The 16071-nt window shown below is 73.5% G+C and carries 14 protein-coding genes; 6 read left to right on the top strand and 8 right to left on the bottom strand.

Translation table 11 applies throughout. The annotated features are described in order from the left end of the window. Positions 1–85: 85 nt before the first annotated feature. The 3 genes from ACIRQ9_RS12395 (at position 86) to ACIRQ9_RS12385 (ending at position 3787) form a co-directional block, all read left to right on the top strand. Entirely contained in the window at positions 86–2314 is a 2229-nt protein-coding gene (locus ACIRQ9_RS12395; RefSeq protein ID WP_404170565.1) for an acetate--CoA ligase family protein, read from the top strand. Beyond that, positions 2314–3099, top strand: a complete 786-nt coding sequence (locus tag ACIRQ9_RS12390; RefSeq protein WP_404170562.1) for an enoyl-CoA hydratase/isomerase family protein — start codon at positions 2314–2316, stop codon at positions 3097–3099. Before ACIRQ9_RS12395 ends, ACIRQ9_RS12390 begins: the two co-directional genes overlap by 1 nt. Before the next feature lie 61 nt (positions 3100–3160). After that, positions 3161–3787: a flavin reductase family protein gene (locus ACIRQ9_RS12385; RefSeq protein WP_404170560.1), complete on the top strand. Its 627-nt coding sequence runs from the start codon at positions 3161–3163 to the stop codon at positions 3785–3787. Here the strand turns inward: ACIRQ9_RS12385 and ACIRQ9_RS12380 are convergent. Beyond that, positions 3784–5094 (bottom strand): MFS transporter, encoded by a 1311-nt coding sequence (locus tag ACIRQ9_RS12380; protein ID WP_404170557.1) that lies wholly within the window; start codon positions 5092–5094, stop codon positions 3784–3786. The two genes, ACIRQ9_RS12385 and ACIRQ9_RS12380, sit on opposite strands and share 4 nt — an antisense overlap. 71 nt (positions 5095–5165) lie before the next feature. Between ACIRQ9_RS12380 and ACIRQ9_RS12375 the strand changes: the two genes are divergently transcribed. After that, positions 5166–6161 carry a GlxA family transcriptional regulator gene (locus ACIRQ9_RS12375; RefSeq protein WP_404170554.1) on the top strand — a complete coding sequence of 332 codons (996 nt, stop codon included), beginning with the start codon at positions 5166–5168 and terminating at the stop codon, positions 6159–6161. 34 nt (positions 6162–6195) lie between these two features. Here ACIRQ9_RS12375 and ACIRQ9_RS12370 read toward each other — a convergent pair whose 3' ends face one another. The 3 genes from ACIRQ9_RS12370 to ACIRQ9_RS12360 all read right to left on the bottom strand — a co-directional run bounded on the left by ACIRQ9_RS12370 (position 6196) and on the right by ACIRQ9_RS12360 (position 9419). Further along, positions 6196–7245: a Zn-dependent alcohol dehydrogenase gene (locus ACIRQ9_RS12370; RefSeq protein WP_404170552.1), complete on the bottom strand. Its 1050-nt coding sequence runs from the start codon at positions 7243–7245 to the stop codon at positions 6196–6198. Beyond that, a complete protein-coding gene (locus ACIRQ9_RS12365) occupies positions 7245–8399 on the bottom strand; it encodes an acyl-CoA dehydrogenase family protein (protein WP_404170549.1) in 1155 nt (384 codons plus the stop codon). Before ACIRQ9_RS12365 ends, ACIRQ9_RS12370 begins: the two co-directional genes overlap by 1 nt. 105 nt (positions 8400–8504) lie before the next feature. Beyond that, entirely contained in the window at positions 8505–9419 is a 915-nt protein-coding gene (locus ACIRQ9_RS12360; protein WP_404170546.1) for an SDR family NAD(P)-dependent oxidoreductase, read from the bottom strand. A gap of 85 nt (positions 9420–9504) precedes the next feature. Here ACIRQ9_RS12360 and ACIRQ9_RS12355 point away from each other — a divergent pair, with 85 nt between their 5' ends. After that, complete coding sequence (locus ACIRQ9_RS12355) at positions 9505–10440, top strand: cyclase family protein (protein ID WP_404170543.1); 936 nt, start codon at positions 9505–9507, stop codon at positions 10438–10440. A 313-nt stretch (positions 10441–10753) separates the two neighbouring features. Here ACIRQ9_RS12355 and ACIRQ9_RS12350 read toward each other — a convergent pair whose 3' ends face one another. From ACIRQ9_RS12350 to ACIRQ9_RS12340, 3 genes are all read right to left on the bottom strand, one after another. Beyond that, the gene (locus tag ACIRQ9_RS12350; protein WP_404170919.1) at positions 10754–11230 is read right to left on the bottom strand and encodes an ATP-binding protein; all 477 of its coding nucleotides are present in this window, start codon (positions 11228–11230) and stop codon (positions 10754–10756) included. 544 nt (positions 11231–11774) lie between these two features. Further along, positions 11775–12653 (bottom strand): acyl-CoA dehydrogenase family protein, encoded by an 879-nt coding sequence (locus tag ACIRQ9_RS12345; RefSeq protein ID WP_404170540.1) that lies wholly within the window; start codon positions 12651–12653, stop codon positions 11775–11777. Positions 12654–12659: 6 nt separating this feature from the next. Further along, on the bottom strand, positions 12660–13790 hold the full coding sequence (locus ACIRQ9_RS12340) for an acyl-CoA dehydrogenase family protein (RefSeq protein WP_404170537.1): 1131 nt from the start codon (positions 13788–13790) through the stop codon (positions 12660–12662). Between the two features lie 126 nt (positions 13791–13916). Between ACIRQ9_RS12340 and ACIRQ9_RS12335 the strand changes: the two genes are divergently transcribed. Further along, positions 13917–15452 (top strand): class I adenylate-forming enzyme family protein, encoded by a 1536-nt coding sequence (locus tag ACIRQ9_RS12335; protein WP_404170534.1) that lies wholly within the window; start codon positions 13917–13919, stop codon positions 15450–15452. Here the strand turns inward: ACIRQ9_RS12335 and ACIRQ9_RS12330 are convergent. Next, on the bottom strand, positions 15436–15948 hold the full coding sequence (locus ACIRQ9_RS12330) for an EF-hand domain-containing protein (RefSeq protein WP_404170531.1): 513 nt from the start codon (positions 15946–15948) through the stop codon (positions 15436–15438). The two genes, ACIRQ9_RS12335 and ACIRQ9_RS12330, sit on opposite strands and share 17 nt — an antisense overlap. Between the last annotated feature and the right edge of the window lie 123 nt (positions 15949–16071).

Raw genomic sequence — 16071 nt, 5'->3', positions numbered from 1 at the left:
GCAGACCCGTTCCTGACGCTGCGTCAGTTCAGTAATCTGACACAGCGTCAGTTTATTGGGCTGTCACACAGGAGCGGGCGGAACGATGCTTGGATCAACCCACGGCACCCTCACCACCGACTCCCGCCGGGCCCGGGTCATCGCCTGCGGTGAGCAGCGACCCGGGCCCGCCGTCCACGGCCGGACGGCCGACACGGACGAACACGACGTCAGCGGACGGCCGCTGCACGCGGACGTCCCCGACCTGGACCGGTTCTTCCGGCCCGAGTCCGTCGCCGTGATCGGCGCCTCGGACACCGAGGGACGGCCCAACACCGGCATCACCCGGCAGCTCCTCGACTGGGCGGAGCGGGTCGGGGCCCGGGTGCACCCGGTGCACCCGACCCGGCCGTCGGTCTTCGGCATCCCCTGCGCCAGGTCCGTGGCCGACCTGCCCGAGGAGGTCGACCTCGCCGTGCTGCTGGTCGCCGACCCTCTTCCGGTGATCGAGGAACTGACCGAGGCCAAGGTGCGGTTCGCCGTGGTCTTCGCGTCCGGGTTCGCCGAGACCGGCGAGGAGGGAGCGGCCGCGCAGGTCCGGCTCGCCGCCGCCGTGCGCCGCTCCGGACTGCGGCTGCTCGGCCCGAACACCAACCTGAACGCCTTCGAGCGGTTCCGGGACGACCTGGAGGGACCGGCGATCGCGCTGATCACCCAGTCCGGGCACCAGGGCCGGCCCGTCTTCGCCGCCCAGGAACTCGGCATCCGCCTCTCGCACTGGGCGCCCACCGGCAACGAGGCCGACCTGGAGACCGCCGACTTCATCTCCTACTTCGCCGAACGCCCCGAGGTCGGTGCCATCGCCTGCTACGTGGAGGGCCTCAAGGACGGCCGCGCCTTCCTGCTGGCCGCCGACCGCGCGGCCCGCCGCGAGGTGCCGGTGGTCGCCGTGAAGGTCGGCCGCACCGAGGCGGGCGCCCGCACCGCCGCCTCCCACACCGGCAAGCTGACCGGCGCCGACGACGTGATCGACGCGGCCCTGCGCCAGTACGGCGTGATCCGCGTCGACGGCCTCGACGAACTCCAGGACACCGCGGCCCTGCTGGCCCGGGCGCGGGCGCCGCGCGCCGACGGCGTGGTCGTCTACTCGATCTCGGGCGGCACGGGCGCGCACGTCGCCGACCTCGCGTCCGGTCTCGGGCTGACCCTGCCGGTGCTGTCCGAGGCGCGCCAGGCCGAGCTGCACCAGTGGATACCGGAGTACCTCAGCGTGGCCAACCCGGTCGACAACGGCGGGCATCCGGTGGGCGACTGGCGCGGCCGGAAGATCATCGACGCGATCCTCGCCGATCCTGCGGTCGGGGTACTGATCTGTCCGGTCACCGGCCCGTTCCCGCCGCTCAGCGACCGGCTGGTGCGGGACCTGGTCGACGCGGCCGAGGCGAGCGACAAGCTGGTGTGCGTGGTGTGGGGGTCCCCGGTCGGCACCGAACCCGCCTACCGCGAGGTCCTGTTGGGCTCGTCCCGGGTGGCCACGTTCCGCACGGTCGGCAACTGTCTGACCGCCGTCCGCGCCTACCTCGACCACCACCGCTTCGTCCGCGCCTACCGCTCCCCCTTCGACGAGGCCCCGCGCACGCCCTCACCCTCCTACCGCAAGGCGCTCGCGCTGATGCGGCCGGGACAGCAGCTCAGCGAGCACGCGGCGAAGCAGCTGCTGCGCGCCTACGGCATCCGGGTGCCGCGCGAGCAGCTGGTGACCAGTGCGGCCGCCGCCGTGCGCGCGGCGGGCCTGGTCGGCTATCCGGTGGTGATGAAGGCGTCCGGCGCGCAGATCGCCCACAAGACCGAGCTGGGTCTGGTGAAGGTCGGGCTGACCTCCGCGAGCCAGGTCCGGGACGCCTACCGGGAACTGACCGACATCGCCCGCTACGAGGGCGTCGCGCTCGACGGGATCCTGGTCTGCCAGATGGTCGAGCGGGGCGTGGAGATGGTGGCCGGGGTCACGCACGACGCCCTGTTCGGGCCGACGGTGACCGTCGGGCTCGGCGGGGTGCTGGTCGAGGTGCTGCACGACGCGGCGGTACGGGTGCCGCCGTTCGGCGAGGAGCAGGCCCGGGACATGCTCGCCGAACTGCGCGGACGGCCCCTGCTGGACGGGGTCAGGGGGCGGCCGCCGGCCGACCTGGAAGCGCTCGTCGAGGTGATCCTGCGCGTCCAGCGGATGGCGCTGGAACTCGGCGGCCATCTCGCGGAGCTGGACATCAATCCGCTCATGGTGCTGCCCGAGGGGCAGGGCGCGGTGGCGCTGGACGCGCTGGCGGTGTGCCGCTGATGGACACCGTCCGGTACGTGACGCGGGAGCGGGTCGCCCACCTCACCCTCGACCGCCCCGACGCCCTCAACGCCCTCACGCCCGACCAGCGGGACCACGTCGTCCGCCTCCTCGACGAGGCCTCCGCCGACCCGGGGATCGGGGCGGTGGTCGTCACGGGCACCGGCCGCGGCTTCTGCGCGGGCGCCGACCTGCGCGGCGGCGCCACCACCGCCGAGCGCCTGCCCGGCGACGTGGCCCGCACCATCCGGCTCGGTGCCCAGCGTCTGATCGCCGCCGTCCTCGACTGCGAGAAGCCGGTGATCGCGGCGGTCAACGGCACCGCGGCCGGCCTCGGCGCCCATCTCGCGCTCGCCTGCGACCTGGTCCTGGCCGCCGAGTCCGCCCGGTTCATCGAGGTGTTCGTGCGCCGCGCCCTGGTCCCCGACGGCGGCGGCGCCTACCTCCTGCCCCGCCTGATCGGCCCGCACCGCGCCAAGGAGCTGATGTTCTTCGGCGACGCCCTGTCCGCCCCGGAGGCCGAACGCCTCGGCCTGGTCAACCGGGTGGTGCCGGACGACGAGCTGGCCGGGACGGCACGCGACTGGGCGACCCGCCTGGCATCCGGCCCGACCCGGACCCTCGCCCTCACCAAACACCTGGTGAACGCCTCCCTGGACGCCGACCGCGCATCGGCCTTCGCGTCCGAGTCCACCGCCCAGGAGATCAACATGACGACCCGGGACGCCCAGGAGGGCCTGCGTGCCTTCGTGGAGCGCAGGAGCCCTGAGTTCCTGGGCCGTTGACGGCGATATCAGGTCCGCACCCCTTCCTATCTGACAGGCCGTCACCTTCAATGGAGGGGTGATGGGACACGCAGGAGCGGCCGCTGCCGCTGTCCGTTATCTCAGGTCGGCTCCCGCGGCGGGGCCCGCTCCGGGGCCTGTGGACGCCCTGCCGCGGCCGGAGTTGCGGTGTGTGGGTGCGGACGAGCGGGCGCCGGTGGATCCGGCGGAGTTCCGGCGCGTGCTGGGGAACTTCGCGACCGGGGTGACCGTCATCACCGCGCCGCCCGCCGACGGTGCGTCCTCTCCCGCGGGTTTCGCCTGCCAGTCCTTCTCCTCCCTCTCCCTCGATCCGCCGCTGATCTGCTTCATGGTCGGCCGGACGTCGGCCACCTGGCCGCGCATCGCCCGCGCGGGCGTCTTCTGCGTCAACGTCCTCGGCGCGGACCAGGGCGAGCTGTGCCGCGCCTTCGCGGTGAGCGGCGCGGACAAGTTCGCGGGCGTCGCGCACGACCCGTCCCCGGTGTCCGGCGCGCCCCGCCTGGCCGGCGCCGCCGCCTGGATCGACTGCGCGGTCCACGCCGTCCACACCGGCGGCGATCACCTGATCGTGGTGGGCCGGGTGGCCGCGCTCGGCGCCGCCGAGGCCCCCGGCGGGCCGCTGCTGTTCCACCGGGGCCGGTTCACCGGGCTCGGGCCGGTCGGCTAGACGGCCGGGGCGGGTGTGCCGAGGAGCGGTCGGCGGCGGATGACCAGGGCCATCAGGGCCGCCGCCGCGCACAGGGCGCCGGAGGCGTACCAGACCATGTCGTAGGTGCCGAAGACGTCGCGGGCGACTCCGCCGAGGTAGGCGACGAGGGCCGCGCCGACCTGGTGGGAGGCGAGCACCCAGCCGAAGACGATGGCGCTGTCGTCACCGAAGTGCTCCCGGCACAGGGCCAGCGTGGGCGGGACGGTGGCGACCCAGTCGAGGCCGTAGAAGACGATGAAGAAGATCATCGGCGGGTGGATGGCGGGGCCCAGCAGCATCGGCAGGAAGAGCAGGGAGAGGCCGCGCAGGGCGTAGTAGACGGCGAGCAGCCGGCGGGCCTCGAAGCGGTCGGTGAACCAGCCGGAGGCGATCGTGCCCACGACGTCGAAGACGCCGATGACCGCGAGGAGCGAGGCGGCCGTGGTGACCGGCAGGCCGTGGTCGTGCGCGGCGGGCACGAAGTGCGTCTGGACCAGGCCGTTGGTGGAGGCGCCGCAGATCGCGAAGGTGCCGGCGAGCAGCCAGAAGGGCCCGGTGCGGACGGCGGACAGCAGCACCCCGACGGTCCGGCGCGCGGCTCCGGTGACCGGGGCCGGCTTCGGCACGAACTCCGCGGCGCCGTACGGCTTCAGGCCCACGTCGGCCGGGTGGTCGCGCAGCAGCAGCCAGACGAAGGGGACCACCGCGAGGGCGGCCAGGGCGACGGTGACGGCGGCCGGCCGCCAGTCGTAGCGCTCGACCATCCAGGACAGCAGCGGCAGGAAGATCAGCTGGCCGGAGGCGGACCCGGCGGTGAGGATGCCGCTGACCAGACCGCGCCGCGTGGTGAACCAGCGGTTGGTGACCGTGGCGGCGAAGGCCAGAGCCATCGAGCCGGAGCCGAGGCCGACCAGCAGGCCCCAGCACAGCATCAGCTGCCAGGCCGTCGTCATCCACACGGTCAGCCCCGAACCGATCGCGATGACGGTCAGGGCCACGGCCACCACCCGGCGGATGCCGAAACGGTCCATCAGGGCGGCCGCGAACGGCGCGGTGAGCCCGTACAGCGCGAGGTTGACGGAGACGGCCGCGCCGATCGTGCCGCGCGACCAGCCGAACTCCTGGTGCAGGGGATCGATGAGCAGGCCGGGCAGGGAGCGGAAGGCGGCCGCGCCGATGATCGTGACGAAGGTGACGGCGGCGACGAACCAGGCACGGTGGACGCGCGGCGAACGGGTCGGCTCCGGGGCCTCGACGGATGCTGCGGCTTCGCTTGTCTGGGTCACGCCATCAAGCTTCGAGCAGCGAATTCATCCCATCGAGTGGCCCGGAGGACAGTGTTCGTTAGGATCGGGCCATGAGCAGTGGCCCCGGGTTCCGCCCGCACCGAGTCGTCGTCCTCGCCCTGGACGGCCTGCTCCCCTTCGAGCTGGGCATCCCGCACCGCATCTTCGGCCGGCCCAAGGACGCGCGGGGCCGCCACCTGTACGAGGTCGTGACCTGCTCGGTGCGGCCGCCGGGGCCGGTCGAGACGGACGCCGACTTCGCGGTCCACGTGCCGAACGGCCCGGAGGCGCTGGCCACCGCCGACACGGTGGTGGTGCCGGCCTCCTACGAGCTGGGCCCGGTCTTCGAGCAGGGCGTCCTCACCCCCGAACTGGCCGCCGCGCTCGCCCAGATCCGCCCCGGCACCCGGCTGGCCTCCATCTGCACCGGTGTCTACGTGCTGGCCGCCGCCGGCTACCTGGACGGCCGCCCGGCGACCACGCACTGGGCCGAGGCGGACCATCTCCAGCGGCTCTTCCCGCGGGTCAGGGTGGACGCGGACGTCCTGTTCATCGACGACGGGGACGTGCTGACCTCCGCCGGGGTGGCGGCCGGCATCGACCTGTGCCTGCACATCGTCCGCCGCGACCACGGCACCGCCGTCGCCAACGAGGTGGCCCGCCGTACCGTCGTCCCGCCGCACCGGGACGGCGGCCAGGCCCAGTACATCCACCGGCCGGTCCCCGACCCGCAGGTCGCCGGCACCGCCGCCGCCCGCGCCTGGGCCCTGGACCGTCTGCACGAGCCCCTCCAGCTGCGGGACATGGCCGCGCAGGAGGCCATGTCGGTACGGACCTTCACGCGCCGTTTCCGCGAGGAGACCGGCATCAGCCCCGGCCAGTGGCTCACCCAGCAGCGCGTCGAACGCGCCCGGCAGCTCCTGGAGTCCACCGGGCTGTCGATGGACCGGGTGGCGCGGGACGCCGGCTTCGGCACGGCGCAGTCGATGCGGCAGCACCTCCAGTCGGCGCTCGGCGTCACCCCGACCGCCTACCGGCGGACCTTCCGGGCCGCCGCGGTCCGCTGACGGTTCCCGGCGCTCCGCCGGCGGAACGTGGCCGCTAGAACGTGAGGACCCCCCGGGCCACCCGGCCCGCCTCCGCGTCGGCGCGGGCCTTCTCGAAGTCCTCCACCGGGTAGGTCGCGGTGACCAGCTCGTCGAGCATCAGGCGGCCCTGCCGGTACAGCTCGGCGTACAGGGCGATGTCGCGCTGGGGGCGGGAGGAGCCGTAGCGGCAGCCGAGGATGGACTTGTCGAGGAACATCGAGGCGACGACGAAGGATGCCTCGGCGGTGGCGGCGGGGGTGCCGAGGAGGACGGCCTGGCCGTGCCGGTCCAGCAGGTCGACGGCCTGCCGGACCAGTTCGACCCGGCCGACGCACTCGAAGGCGTGGTCGACGCCGGCCGGCAGCAGGTCCCGGACGCCTTCCGTCGAGGTCAGGAAGTCGGTCGCGCCGAACCGCAGGGCGGTCTCCTCCTTCGCCGGGTTGGCGTCCACGGCCACGATCCGCAGGGCACCCGCGATCCGGGCGCCCTGGATGACGTTGAGCCCGATCCCGCCGGTGCCGATGACCAGCACGGTGTCGCCGCGGTCCACGCGGGCCCGGTTCAGCACGGCGCCCACGCCGGTCAGGACACCGCAGCCGATGAGGGCGGCCGAGGTCAGCGGGATGTCCTTCGGGATCCGCACCGCCTGCACGGCCTTGACGACCGTGCGCTCCGCGAAGGCCGAGTTGGACGCGAACTGGTAGAGGGCCCGGCCGCCCCGGGTGAACGGCTGCCGCGGGCGCCCAATGGCCTTCCGGCACATGGTGGGCCGCCCGCGGTCGCAGTCGGCGCAGGCACCGCAGTTGGCGAGCGTGGACAGGGCGACATGGTCGCCGGGCGCCACATGGGTGACTCCCGCGCCGACCGCCTCCACCACGCCGGCGCCCTCGTGTCCGAGCACCACGGGAACGGGGAAGGGTATGGTCCCGTCCACCACGGACAGGTCGCTGTGGCACAGCCCGGCCGCCGCCACGGAGACCAGCACCTCACCGGCTCCCGGTTCCCGTACGTCCAGGTCGTCGACGACCCGCACCTGCTTCCCGTCGAACAGCACTGCGCGCATCACGACTCGACCCCCTTCGGTTCCCTCGGCAGACCGAGCACCCGCTCGGCGATGATCGTGCGCTGCACCTGGTCCGATCCGCCGTAGACGGTGTCGGCCCGGGAGAAGAGGAACAGGTGCTGGGCGGCGTCCAGTTCGTAGGGCGCCGCGGCCGACCAGTCCGCCGGGCCGATGCTCGCGCCGGCGCCCCGCACCAGCACGGCGAGTTCTCCGAGCCGCTGGTGCCAGCCGGCCCACAGCAGTTTGGCCACGCTGGGCGCGCCGGGTTCGGCGGCCGGACCGCCGAGCGTGCGCAGCGCGTTCCAGCGCATCACCCGCAGCTCGGCCCACTGCCGTACGAGCCGCGCCCGTACCAGCGGATCGTCGGCGGCCCCGGTCGCCACGGCGTCCCGCACCACCCGGCCCAGCTCCTCGGCGAACCCGATCTGCTGGGCGAGGGTGGACACCCCGCGCTCGAAGCCGAGCAGGCTCATGGCCACCCGCCAGCCGTTGCCCTCGCCGCCGACGACGTGCTCCGCGCGGGCGTGCGCCCCGTCGAAGAAGACCTCGTTGAAGTCGCTGGTGCCGGTCATCTGGCGGATGGGGCGGACCTCTATGCGGCCGGGCTGGTCCATGGGCACCAGCAGGAAGCTGAGGCCGTGGTGGCGCCGGGAGCCGGGCTCGGTCCTGGCGAGCACGAAGCACCAGTCGGCCTCGTGCGCGAGCGAGGTCCAGATCTTCTGTCCGATGACGCGGTAGCCGTCCGCCTCGCGTACGGCCGCGGTCCGCACGCCGGCGAGATCGGACCCGGCGCCGGGCTCGCTGTACCCCTGGCACCACAGCTCCTCACCGGCGGCGACGGCGGGCAGGAAGCGTGCCTTCTGCTCGGCGCTGCCGTGGGCGATGAGGGTCGGGGCGAGCAGGTTCTCCCCGATGTGCCCGGAGCGCGGCGGGGCGGCCGACCTGGCGTACTCCTCGGCCCAGGCGACCTGCTGGGTGAGCGTGGCGGTGCGGTTCCCGTACCCGCCCTCCGCCCACCCGAGCCCGATCCATCCGGCGGCCCCGAGGGCACGCTCCCAGCCGCGCCGGTCGGCGGCGGCCGGGGCGTGCGCGTCGAGCCAGGCCCGGACCTCGCCGCGAAACGCGTCGTCCTCCGGCGCGAACCCGAACTCCACGGTGACCTCCAGAGTGAGTGAAAGAGAACGGCCGACACCCCTTGAGGGGCGCGGGGAACGGCGCGGCCCCGCGCCCGCCCACGCACCGCACACCCCTGCCGCCAGCTAGGCGTTCGGCCGGTTTCCCGCCCGTGCGGCCGCTTCCATCGCCGCCAGCCGCGCCAGCATCGGCATCGGATCGACCCCCACGCTCCCCGGCAGGGCGCGCGCGATCGCCTCCGGTGTCCAGGACCCCTCGGCGGCGTAGGCGGCCCGCAGTTCCCGCGGCTGGGCCCAGACCGCGATCTTCGGCCCGGCCACCGTGTACACCTGCCCGGTGATCTCCGCGTCCCGCGCGGCGTCGGACAGCAGGTAGACGACGAACGCCGCGACGTCCTCCGGCTCGCCGATCTCCGCCAGTTCCGTCGGCACGCCCGCGGACATCCGGGTCCGGGCCACCGGCGCCACCGCGTTCGCGGTCACCCCGTACTTGTGCAGGCCGAGCGCCGCGCTGCGCACCAGCGAGATGATCCCGCCCTTGGCCGCGCTGTAGTTGGCCTGGGAGACCGAGCCCTGGTGGTTGCCGCTGGTGAACCCGATCAGCGTGCCGGCGCGCTGGGCGCGCATCACCGCCGACGCCGCGCGGAACACCGTGAACGTGCCTTTGAGGTGGGTGGCGACCACCGGGTCCCACTCCTGCTCGGTCATGTTGAACAGCATCCGCTCGCGCAGGATCCCCGCCACGCACACGACCCCGTCGAGACGGCCGTACGAGGACACCGCGGTGTCCACGACCCGCCGGCCGCCCGCCATCGTGGAGATGTCGTCGGCGACCGCGACCGCGTCGCCGCCCGCCGCCCCGATCTCCTTGACCACGGCCTCGGCGACCTCACTGGCGGGCGAGCCGCCGTCGACCGAGACGCCGTGGTCGTTGACGACGACCTTCGCTCCTTCGGCCGCCGCGGCGAGCGCGACCGCCCGTCCGATGCCACGCCCCGCACCGGTCACGGCGACGACCTTGCCTGCCAAGAAGTTCCCCACGCCGGCCCCTTCCCGCGGTATCTGACGGACCGTTAGATTTTATGGCGCGTCGGACGCGCGGACACAAGCCCCGGGGAGGAACCGGATGTCACTGCCCACCGCCCAGGCCGCGATGCGCGAGATCGCCGAGCGCGTCAACAACTGGGGCCGCTGGGGCGCCGATGACGAGATCGGCACGCTGAACCTGATCACCGACGAGGTGGTACGGGAGGCGGCGGCGACCGTCCGCACCGGCCACCGGGTCCCGCTCGCCCTCCCGCTGCGGCAGGACGGCGTGCAGACCGGCATGATCCCGGGCCGGGTCAACCCGATGCACGTCATGGTGCAGATCAACCAGGAACTCTTCGGGCCGGGAACCGTCGCGTGCAGCGACGACGCGGTGACCATGGGCCTGCAGGCGGGCACCCACTGGGACGCGCTCACCCACGTCTCGCACGCGGGGAAGGTGTACAACGGCCGCCCGGCGGACACCGTGACCGCGCACGGCGGCGCCGAGTTCGGCGGGATCGACAAGGCCCGGCACGTCGTCTCGCGCGGGGTGCTGCTGGACGTGGCCCGCGCGCGCGGTGTGGACCGGCTGGCGGGCGGCCACGCGGTCACGCCCGAGGACCTGGACGCGGCCGAGGAGCTGGCCGGGACGGCGGTGCGGGCCGGGGACATCGTGCTGGTGCGGACCGGTCAGGTGCGGGTGTACCTCGCCGGGGACAAGCACGGGTACGGCTATCCGTCACCGGGCCTCTCGGTGCGCACCCCGGAGTGGTTCCACGCCCGTGACGTGGCCGCCGTCGCCAACGACACGCTCACCTTCGAGATCTTCCCGCCCGAGATCGAGGACCTGTGGCTGCCCGTGCACGCCCTGGACCTCGTGGAGATGGGGATGCTGCAGGGCCAGAACTGGAATCTCGAAGAGTTGTCCACAGCCTGTGGAGAAACCGGACGGTACGCGTTCCTGCTGTCGGCGATGCCGGAACCGTTCGTCGGGGCGACGGGCACCCCGGTCGCGCCCGTGGCCGTGTTCTGAGACGCGCGGGGCCGGTGCCACGCCGGGGCCGGCGTGGCACCGCCCTCCCCCCGTTCCCCCCGGAACACCCGGACGGCAGCGCGCACCGGCCCGCCCCGGGCCAGGCTCGCGCGCCGCCGTCCGGCTCGTCCCACACGCGGCGAGGATCTCCCCCCACGGATCCCTCGCCGTCCCCTCGCGGCGAATCGCAGGCCTCAAGCGTGAGCATGCCGTCACAAGGCGTCAACACTCGTTCAGGATTTTATGACCTATGCCCTGGTTGGGGGCGGGCGCGCACGGATGCACGGCCCGGCGCATCACCGCACGGCCGGGATCACACCGCCTCGAAGGCCAGCCCTTCGAACGTGGCCAGTCCGCTTCCGTAGGCCACCGCCGCACCCTGTCCGGGCTCCGAACACCGGTCGAGTTCGCACCAGATGCGCTTGCCGGCGCCCTCCGGGCTCCAGCCCCAGCGGTCGGCCAGCCCGTCGACGAGGGCGAGGCCCCGGCCGCCGGTCGCGTCCGTGGCGACGCAGCGCGGTACGGGCGCGCGGTCGCTGCTGTCGGCGACCTCCAGCCGCACGGTGACCGACTCCCCGGCCCCCTCGCGGTCCGAGCCCGGCAGCGACAGCCTCAGCACGGCCGGACAGCCCGTGTGCACGACGGCGTTGGTGACCAGCTCGGAGACGAGGAGGATGAGCGTCTCGGCGAGCGGCTCGTCCGCCGCTATACCGGACCCGGCGAGGCGCGAGCGCGCCCACTTCCTGGCCCGTCCCACCTCCGCGGGGTCGGGCCGGATCTCCAGCTGCACTTGAAGCACCTGCACCGCTCACACCATCCGAACCGGCGGACACATGAACCCGCGCCGAGCGAGCGCCGCGACAAGGACCGCGACGACAAGGACGGCCAGGGCCACGATCGTAGCCATTTTCTGCATGGCCAGAACAACGGCCAGAGCAAGGGTCACGGAACGTGATTCCCTTACGAGACAGCATGGTTGACGTACAGTCACCCCAACAAGCGCTTCGGGCATATTCCAACGCGAAGGAGTACGCGTACGCCATACTGTGCGACGCTCGCCGCGGGGAGTCGAACAGGCGGGGGCCGAAGCCCTTGCCGCCCTGCCAGCAGCGGTACGCACCATGAACCGCGGGGCCGCTTCGACGGCACCGCCGGCATGGCTCGTCCTCGGAACCACTCGCATCCCACAGAAGGTACCCGAGGGAACGCCCGACTCCAGGCCGTGACGAGTCACGCGTTGGACACAACCCGATATCAACGCTCCGTGACACCGGTATGCCACGATCCGCGACACCGGTCCGCGCGGGGGCGCCGATTCCGCAGACCAGTACGTTTTAGAACAGTCGCCCGAGGAGGTCGGCGGCGAGCGCTTCCTCACTCTCCGTGCCTCCTCCGCCACGTCGGGCACGCACCCAGGCCCGCTTCAGGTGCAGGTGCACCTCGGCCTCCCAGGTGAAGCCCATGCCGCCGTGCACCTGGAGACAGTCCCGGGCGCCGCGTACGGCGGCCTCGTCGGCCAGCAGCCGGGCCGCCGCGATGTCCACCCGGTCGGCGGTCACCGCGGCCGCGTAGACGGCCGCACGCGCCGTCTCGGCCCGCACCAGCATCTCGGCGCACAGGTGCTTCACCGCCTGGAAGGCCCCGATCGGCCGCCCGAACTGTTCGCGGGTCCGGGCGTGTTGCACGGCGAGCTCCCCCACGCGCGCGGCGGTGCCCAACTGCTCGGCGGCGGTGAGCAGCACGGCGACCGGGTCGGGCGGCGCGGCATCCGCTCCCGGCACCCGGTGCAGCGGCGTCAGCGGGTCCACCGAACGCAGCGGCACGGCGCCCGCCGCGTCCCCCAGGACGGCGTCGGCCCCGGCCAGCCACTCCGCAAGGCCGCCGTCCACCCGGGCCACCACGGCCTCCCCCGCGGCCGCGCCGGGGACGTCGGCCGCCGCCAGATGGGTGGCCACCAGCGGTCCGGTCAGCAGGGCCCGTCCCGCCTCCTCGAAGACCAGCACGGCCTCCGGCAGCCCGAGTCCGACCCCGCCGTCCGCCTCCGGCAGCCGCAGCGCGAAGAACCCGGCCGCCCCGAGCTCCCGCCACAGGTCACGGTCCAGTCCGGGCGCGCCGGCCGCGGCCCGCAGCGCCTCGCCGTCGAACCGGCGCGCGAGCAGTTCCCGCATCCCCTCCCGCAGTGCGCGCTGTTCGCCGCTCAGCCGGAAACGCATGCCCGCTCACCGTCCCTTCGGCAGCCCGAGGATCCGCTCGGCCACGATGTTCCGCTGGATCTGGGAGGTGCCGGCCGCGATGGTGTACGAGAGCGAGGAGAGCCGGTCCAGGACCCACGGCCGGTCCAGGTCCAGGGCGTCCGGGCCGAGCACGGCCGCGGCCGCGTCGTACAGCTCCTGCCGTGCGTGCGAGTAGCGCAGTTTGAACACCGAGCCGCCGACGCCGGGCACGCCCCTGCCCTCGGCCTCGCTGACGTTCCACTGGGTGAGCCGCCACAAGGCCCGGAACTCGGCGTTCAGGCGGCCGAGGCGGCGGCGCAGCTCCGGGTCGTCCCAGGTGCCGTTCGCGCGCGCCTCGCGGGCCAGGGAGCCGAGCACCCGGCGGCAGGCGACGACCTCGCCGACGAAGGCGGTGCCGCGCTCGAAGGAGAGCGTCACCATGGTGACGCGCCAGCCGTCGTTCTCGGCGCCCACCCGGTGCGCCACGGGCACCCGCACCTCGTCGAGGAACACCTCGGCGAACTCGGCGGATCCGGCGAGCGTGCGCAGCGGCCGTACGGTGACACCCGGCGCGTCCATGGGCAGGGCCAGCCAGCTGATGCCGCGGTGCCGGGGCGCCTCCGGGTCGGTGCGCACCAGCAGTTCGCACCAGTCGGCGACCTCCGCGTGCGAGGTCCAGATCTTGGAGCCGCTGACCACGTAGTCGTCCCCGTCGCGCCGCGCGCGGGTGCGCAGCGCGGCCAGGTCCGAGCCGGCGCCGGGTTCGCTGAAGCCCTGGCACCACACCTCGTCCCCGCGCAGGATCGGTGCCAGCCAGCGGGCCCGCTGCTCCTCGGTGCCCTCGGCGGCGATCGTCGGACCCGCGTGCAGCAGGCCCACGAAGTTGGCGCCCACGTAGGGCGCGCCGGCCCGCTCGGTCTCCTCCAGGAAGATCAGCCGCACGGTGGGCGACGCGTCCCAGTGCACGTCCGCGTAGCCGGCGTCGTACAACATCCGCTGCCAGCCGAGGTCGTAGGCGCGGCGGGCCGGCCAGTCCTCGGGCCGCGGCTTCGCCGGCAGGCCGGGGAGCGCCTTGGCGAGCCACTCCCGCAGCCGCGCCCGGAAGTCCTCCTCCTCGGGCGTGTACGACAGGTCCACCGGCAGGCACCCCCAGGGAGCTGATGGTTCGTCAGATCTTGCAGGCTAACCCCGCACCCCTGGACCGGCAAGGTGCCAGGACCTAACATCTGACGACTCGTCAGTTCTGCTGGGCAGGGGGACTCCATGAACGCCACCGCACACGAACTGAGCGCCTCCCGCACGCTCTGGGACCTGGTCGCGCGCCGGGCCGAACTCACCCCGGAGCGGCCGGTGTTCCTCCAGGGCGAGCGCACCCTGTCCTTCGGCGGGCTGCGCGCGCGTGCCGAGCGCGCGGCGGCCGGGCTGTACGCCATGGGGGTGCGCCCGGGCACGGTCGTCGCCTGGCAGCTGCCCACCCGCATCGAGACGGCCGTGCTGTCCTTCGCGCTGGCCCGCCTGGGCGCAGTGCAGAGCCCCCTCATCCCCTTCTACCGGGACCGTGAGGTCGGCTTCGCCCTGCGCGAGTCCCGGGCCGAGTTCTTCGCCGTACCGGGCGTCCGGCGCGGCTTCGACCACACGGAGATGGCCAGGCGGCTGGGCGCGAAGGGCGTCTTCGAGGCGTACGACGAGCTGCCCGACGGCGATCCGGCGGTGCTGCCGGCTCCGCCCGCCGAGGGCACCTCCGTCCGGTGGATCTACTGGACCTCGGGCACCACCTCGGAGCCCAAGGGCGTGCTGCACACGGACCGTTCACTGATCGCGGGCGGCTCGTGCCTGGCGCACGCGCTGCGGCTGACGGCTGACGACGTGGGGTCGATGGCCTTCCCGTACGCGCACATCGCGGGCCCCGACTACACGGTCATGCTGCTGCTGTACGGCTTCCCCGCGGTCATGTTCGAGCAGTTCGCGCTGCCGGACGCCCTCCCGGAGTACCGCAGGCACCGGGTGACGGTGGCGGGCGGCTCGACGGCGTTCTACTCGATGTTCCTCGCGGAGCAGCGCAGGCAGCCGGGGGTCCCGGTGATCCCCTCGCTGCGGCTGCTGGCCGGCGGCGGGGCGCCCAAGCCGCCGGAGGTGTACCACGCGGTGGTGCGCGAGATGGGCGTGCAGCTGACCCACGGGTACGGCATGACCGAGGTGCCGATGATCACGATGGGGGCGCCGGACGACACGGCGGAGAACCTGGCGACGACGGAGGGGCGACCGCCCGAGGGCATGGAGATACGGGTCGCCGAGGGCGGCGAGGTGCGGTTGCGCGGGGAGGCGGTGTGCCAGGGGTACCTGGATCCGGCGCAGACCGCCGAGGCCTTCGACGCGGACGGCTTCCTGCGCACGGGTGACCTGGGGCGGCTGACCGAGAGCGGTCACCTCGTGCTCACCGGACGCCTCAAGGACGTCATCATCCGCAAGGGCGAGAACATCTCCGCCAAGGAGATCGAGGACCTGCTCGCCGCGCATCCGGCGGTCGGTGACGCGGCGGTGGTGGGACTGCCGGACGCGGAGCGCGGCGAGCTGGTCTGCGCGGTCGTCGAACAGCCTCCGGGGAGCGCCGTGCTGACCCTGCCGGAGGTGGTGGCGTACCTGCGCGCGGCGGGACTGTCGGTGCACAAGCTGCCCGAGCGGCTGGAGGTGGTGGACGCCCTGCCGCGCAACGACACCTTGCGCAAGGTGCTCAAGTACCGGCTGCGCGAGTGGTTCTCGGCGCCCGCCGGGCCGGGCGGCGCTACTCCGGAATCGTGAAGTAGCGGGCGAACGCCGGGACGATCTCCTTCTCCGCGACCCGTCCGTCGCCGTCGACGTCCAGGCCGGAGGCGACGGCGCGGGCGAGTTCCGGTGGGACGCCGAGGACGCGCAGCAGGCGCACGGTGTCCGTGACGGTCGCCGTGCCGTCGTTCGCGGTGTCCGCGAGGGCGAGGGCCGCGTGCAGGAAGGGCCGGGCGATCTCGCCGAACCGGTCGGGGTTGTCGTGCAGGCGCTTGACCGCGCCGCTCACGAACTCCTGGCGGCTGATGCGCTGGTCGCCGTCCCGGTCCGCCATCCCGGCCATGCCCTGCCAGAAGGCCTCCGCGCCGGCGTACAGCGCCTGGCCCTTGTCGGAGCGGGCGGGGGCGCCGAACTCGGCGAGGAGTGCCTTGGCCGCGGAGTTGAAGTCCTCGCGGTCGATCCAGCCGTTGCCGTCCTGGTCGAAGGTTGCGAACCGGGCGGCGATCCGTCGCTCGTACTCGGTGCTGACCATGTGTGTTCGGGCCGCCTTACGTGACGTGGGGGTTCCTCTCGCAGGGAGCGTACGACGCGGACGGCGGCCGGGGAGCGGGAAAACGACCCTTGTGCCAAGACCGGGGGAATTCCGCGACAACAC

It is taken from the genome of Streptomyces sp. NPDC101237 (assembly GCF_044767465.1).
GTDB lineage: Bacteria > Actinomycetota > Actinomycetes > Streptomycetales > Streptomycetaceae > Streptomyces > Streptomyces gramineus.
The sequence above is the reverse complement of the archived record's forward strand: the minus strand, read 5'-3'. Positions and strand labels throughout refer to the sequence as shown.

Bases quoted from the DNA above. Each gene is read 5' to 3' on its own strand.
- ACIRQ9_RS12395 (WP_404170565.1), top strand. From the start codon at position 86: ATGCTTGGATCAACCCACGGCACCCTCACCACCGACTCCCGCCGGGCC.
- ACIRQ9_RS12390 (WP_404170562.1), top strand. From the start codon at position 2,314: ATGGACACCGTCCGGTACGTGACGCGGGAGCGGGTCGCCCACCTCACC.
- ACIRQ9_RS12385 (WP_404170560.1), top strand. From the start codon at position 3,161: ATGGGACACGCAGGAGCGGCCGCTGCCGCTGTCCGTTATCTCAGGTCG.
- ACIRQ9_RS12375 (WP_404170554.1), top strand. From the start codon at position 5,166: ATGAGCAGTGGCCCCGGGTTCCGCCCGCACCGAGTCGTCGTCCTCGCC.
- ACIRQ9_RS12370 (WP_404170552.1), bottom strand. From the start codon at position 7,245: ATGCGCGCAGTGCTGTTCGACGGGAAGCAGGTGCGGGTCGTCGACGAC.
- ACIRQ9_RS12355 (WP_404170543.1), top strand. From the start codon at position 9,505: ATGTCACTGCCCACCGCCCAGGCCGCGATGCGCGAGATCGCCGAGCGC.
- ACIRQ9_RS12345 (WP_404170540.1), bottom strand. From the start codon at position 12,653: ATGCGTTTCCGGCTGAGCGGCGAACAGCGCGCACTGCGGGAGGGGATG.
- ACIRQ9_RS12335 (WP_404170534.1), top strand. From the start codon at position 13,917: ATGAACGCCACCGCACACGAACTGAGCGCCTCCCGCACGCTCTGGGAC.
- ACIRQ9_RS12330 (WP_404170531.1), bottom strand. From the start codon at position 15,948: ATGGTCAGCACCGAGTACGAGCGACGGATCGCCGCCCGGTTCGCAACC.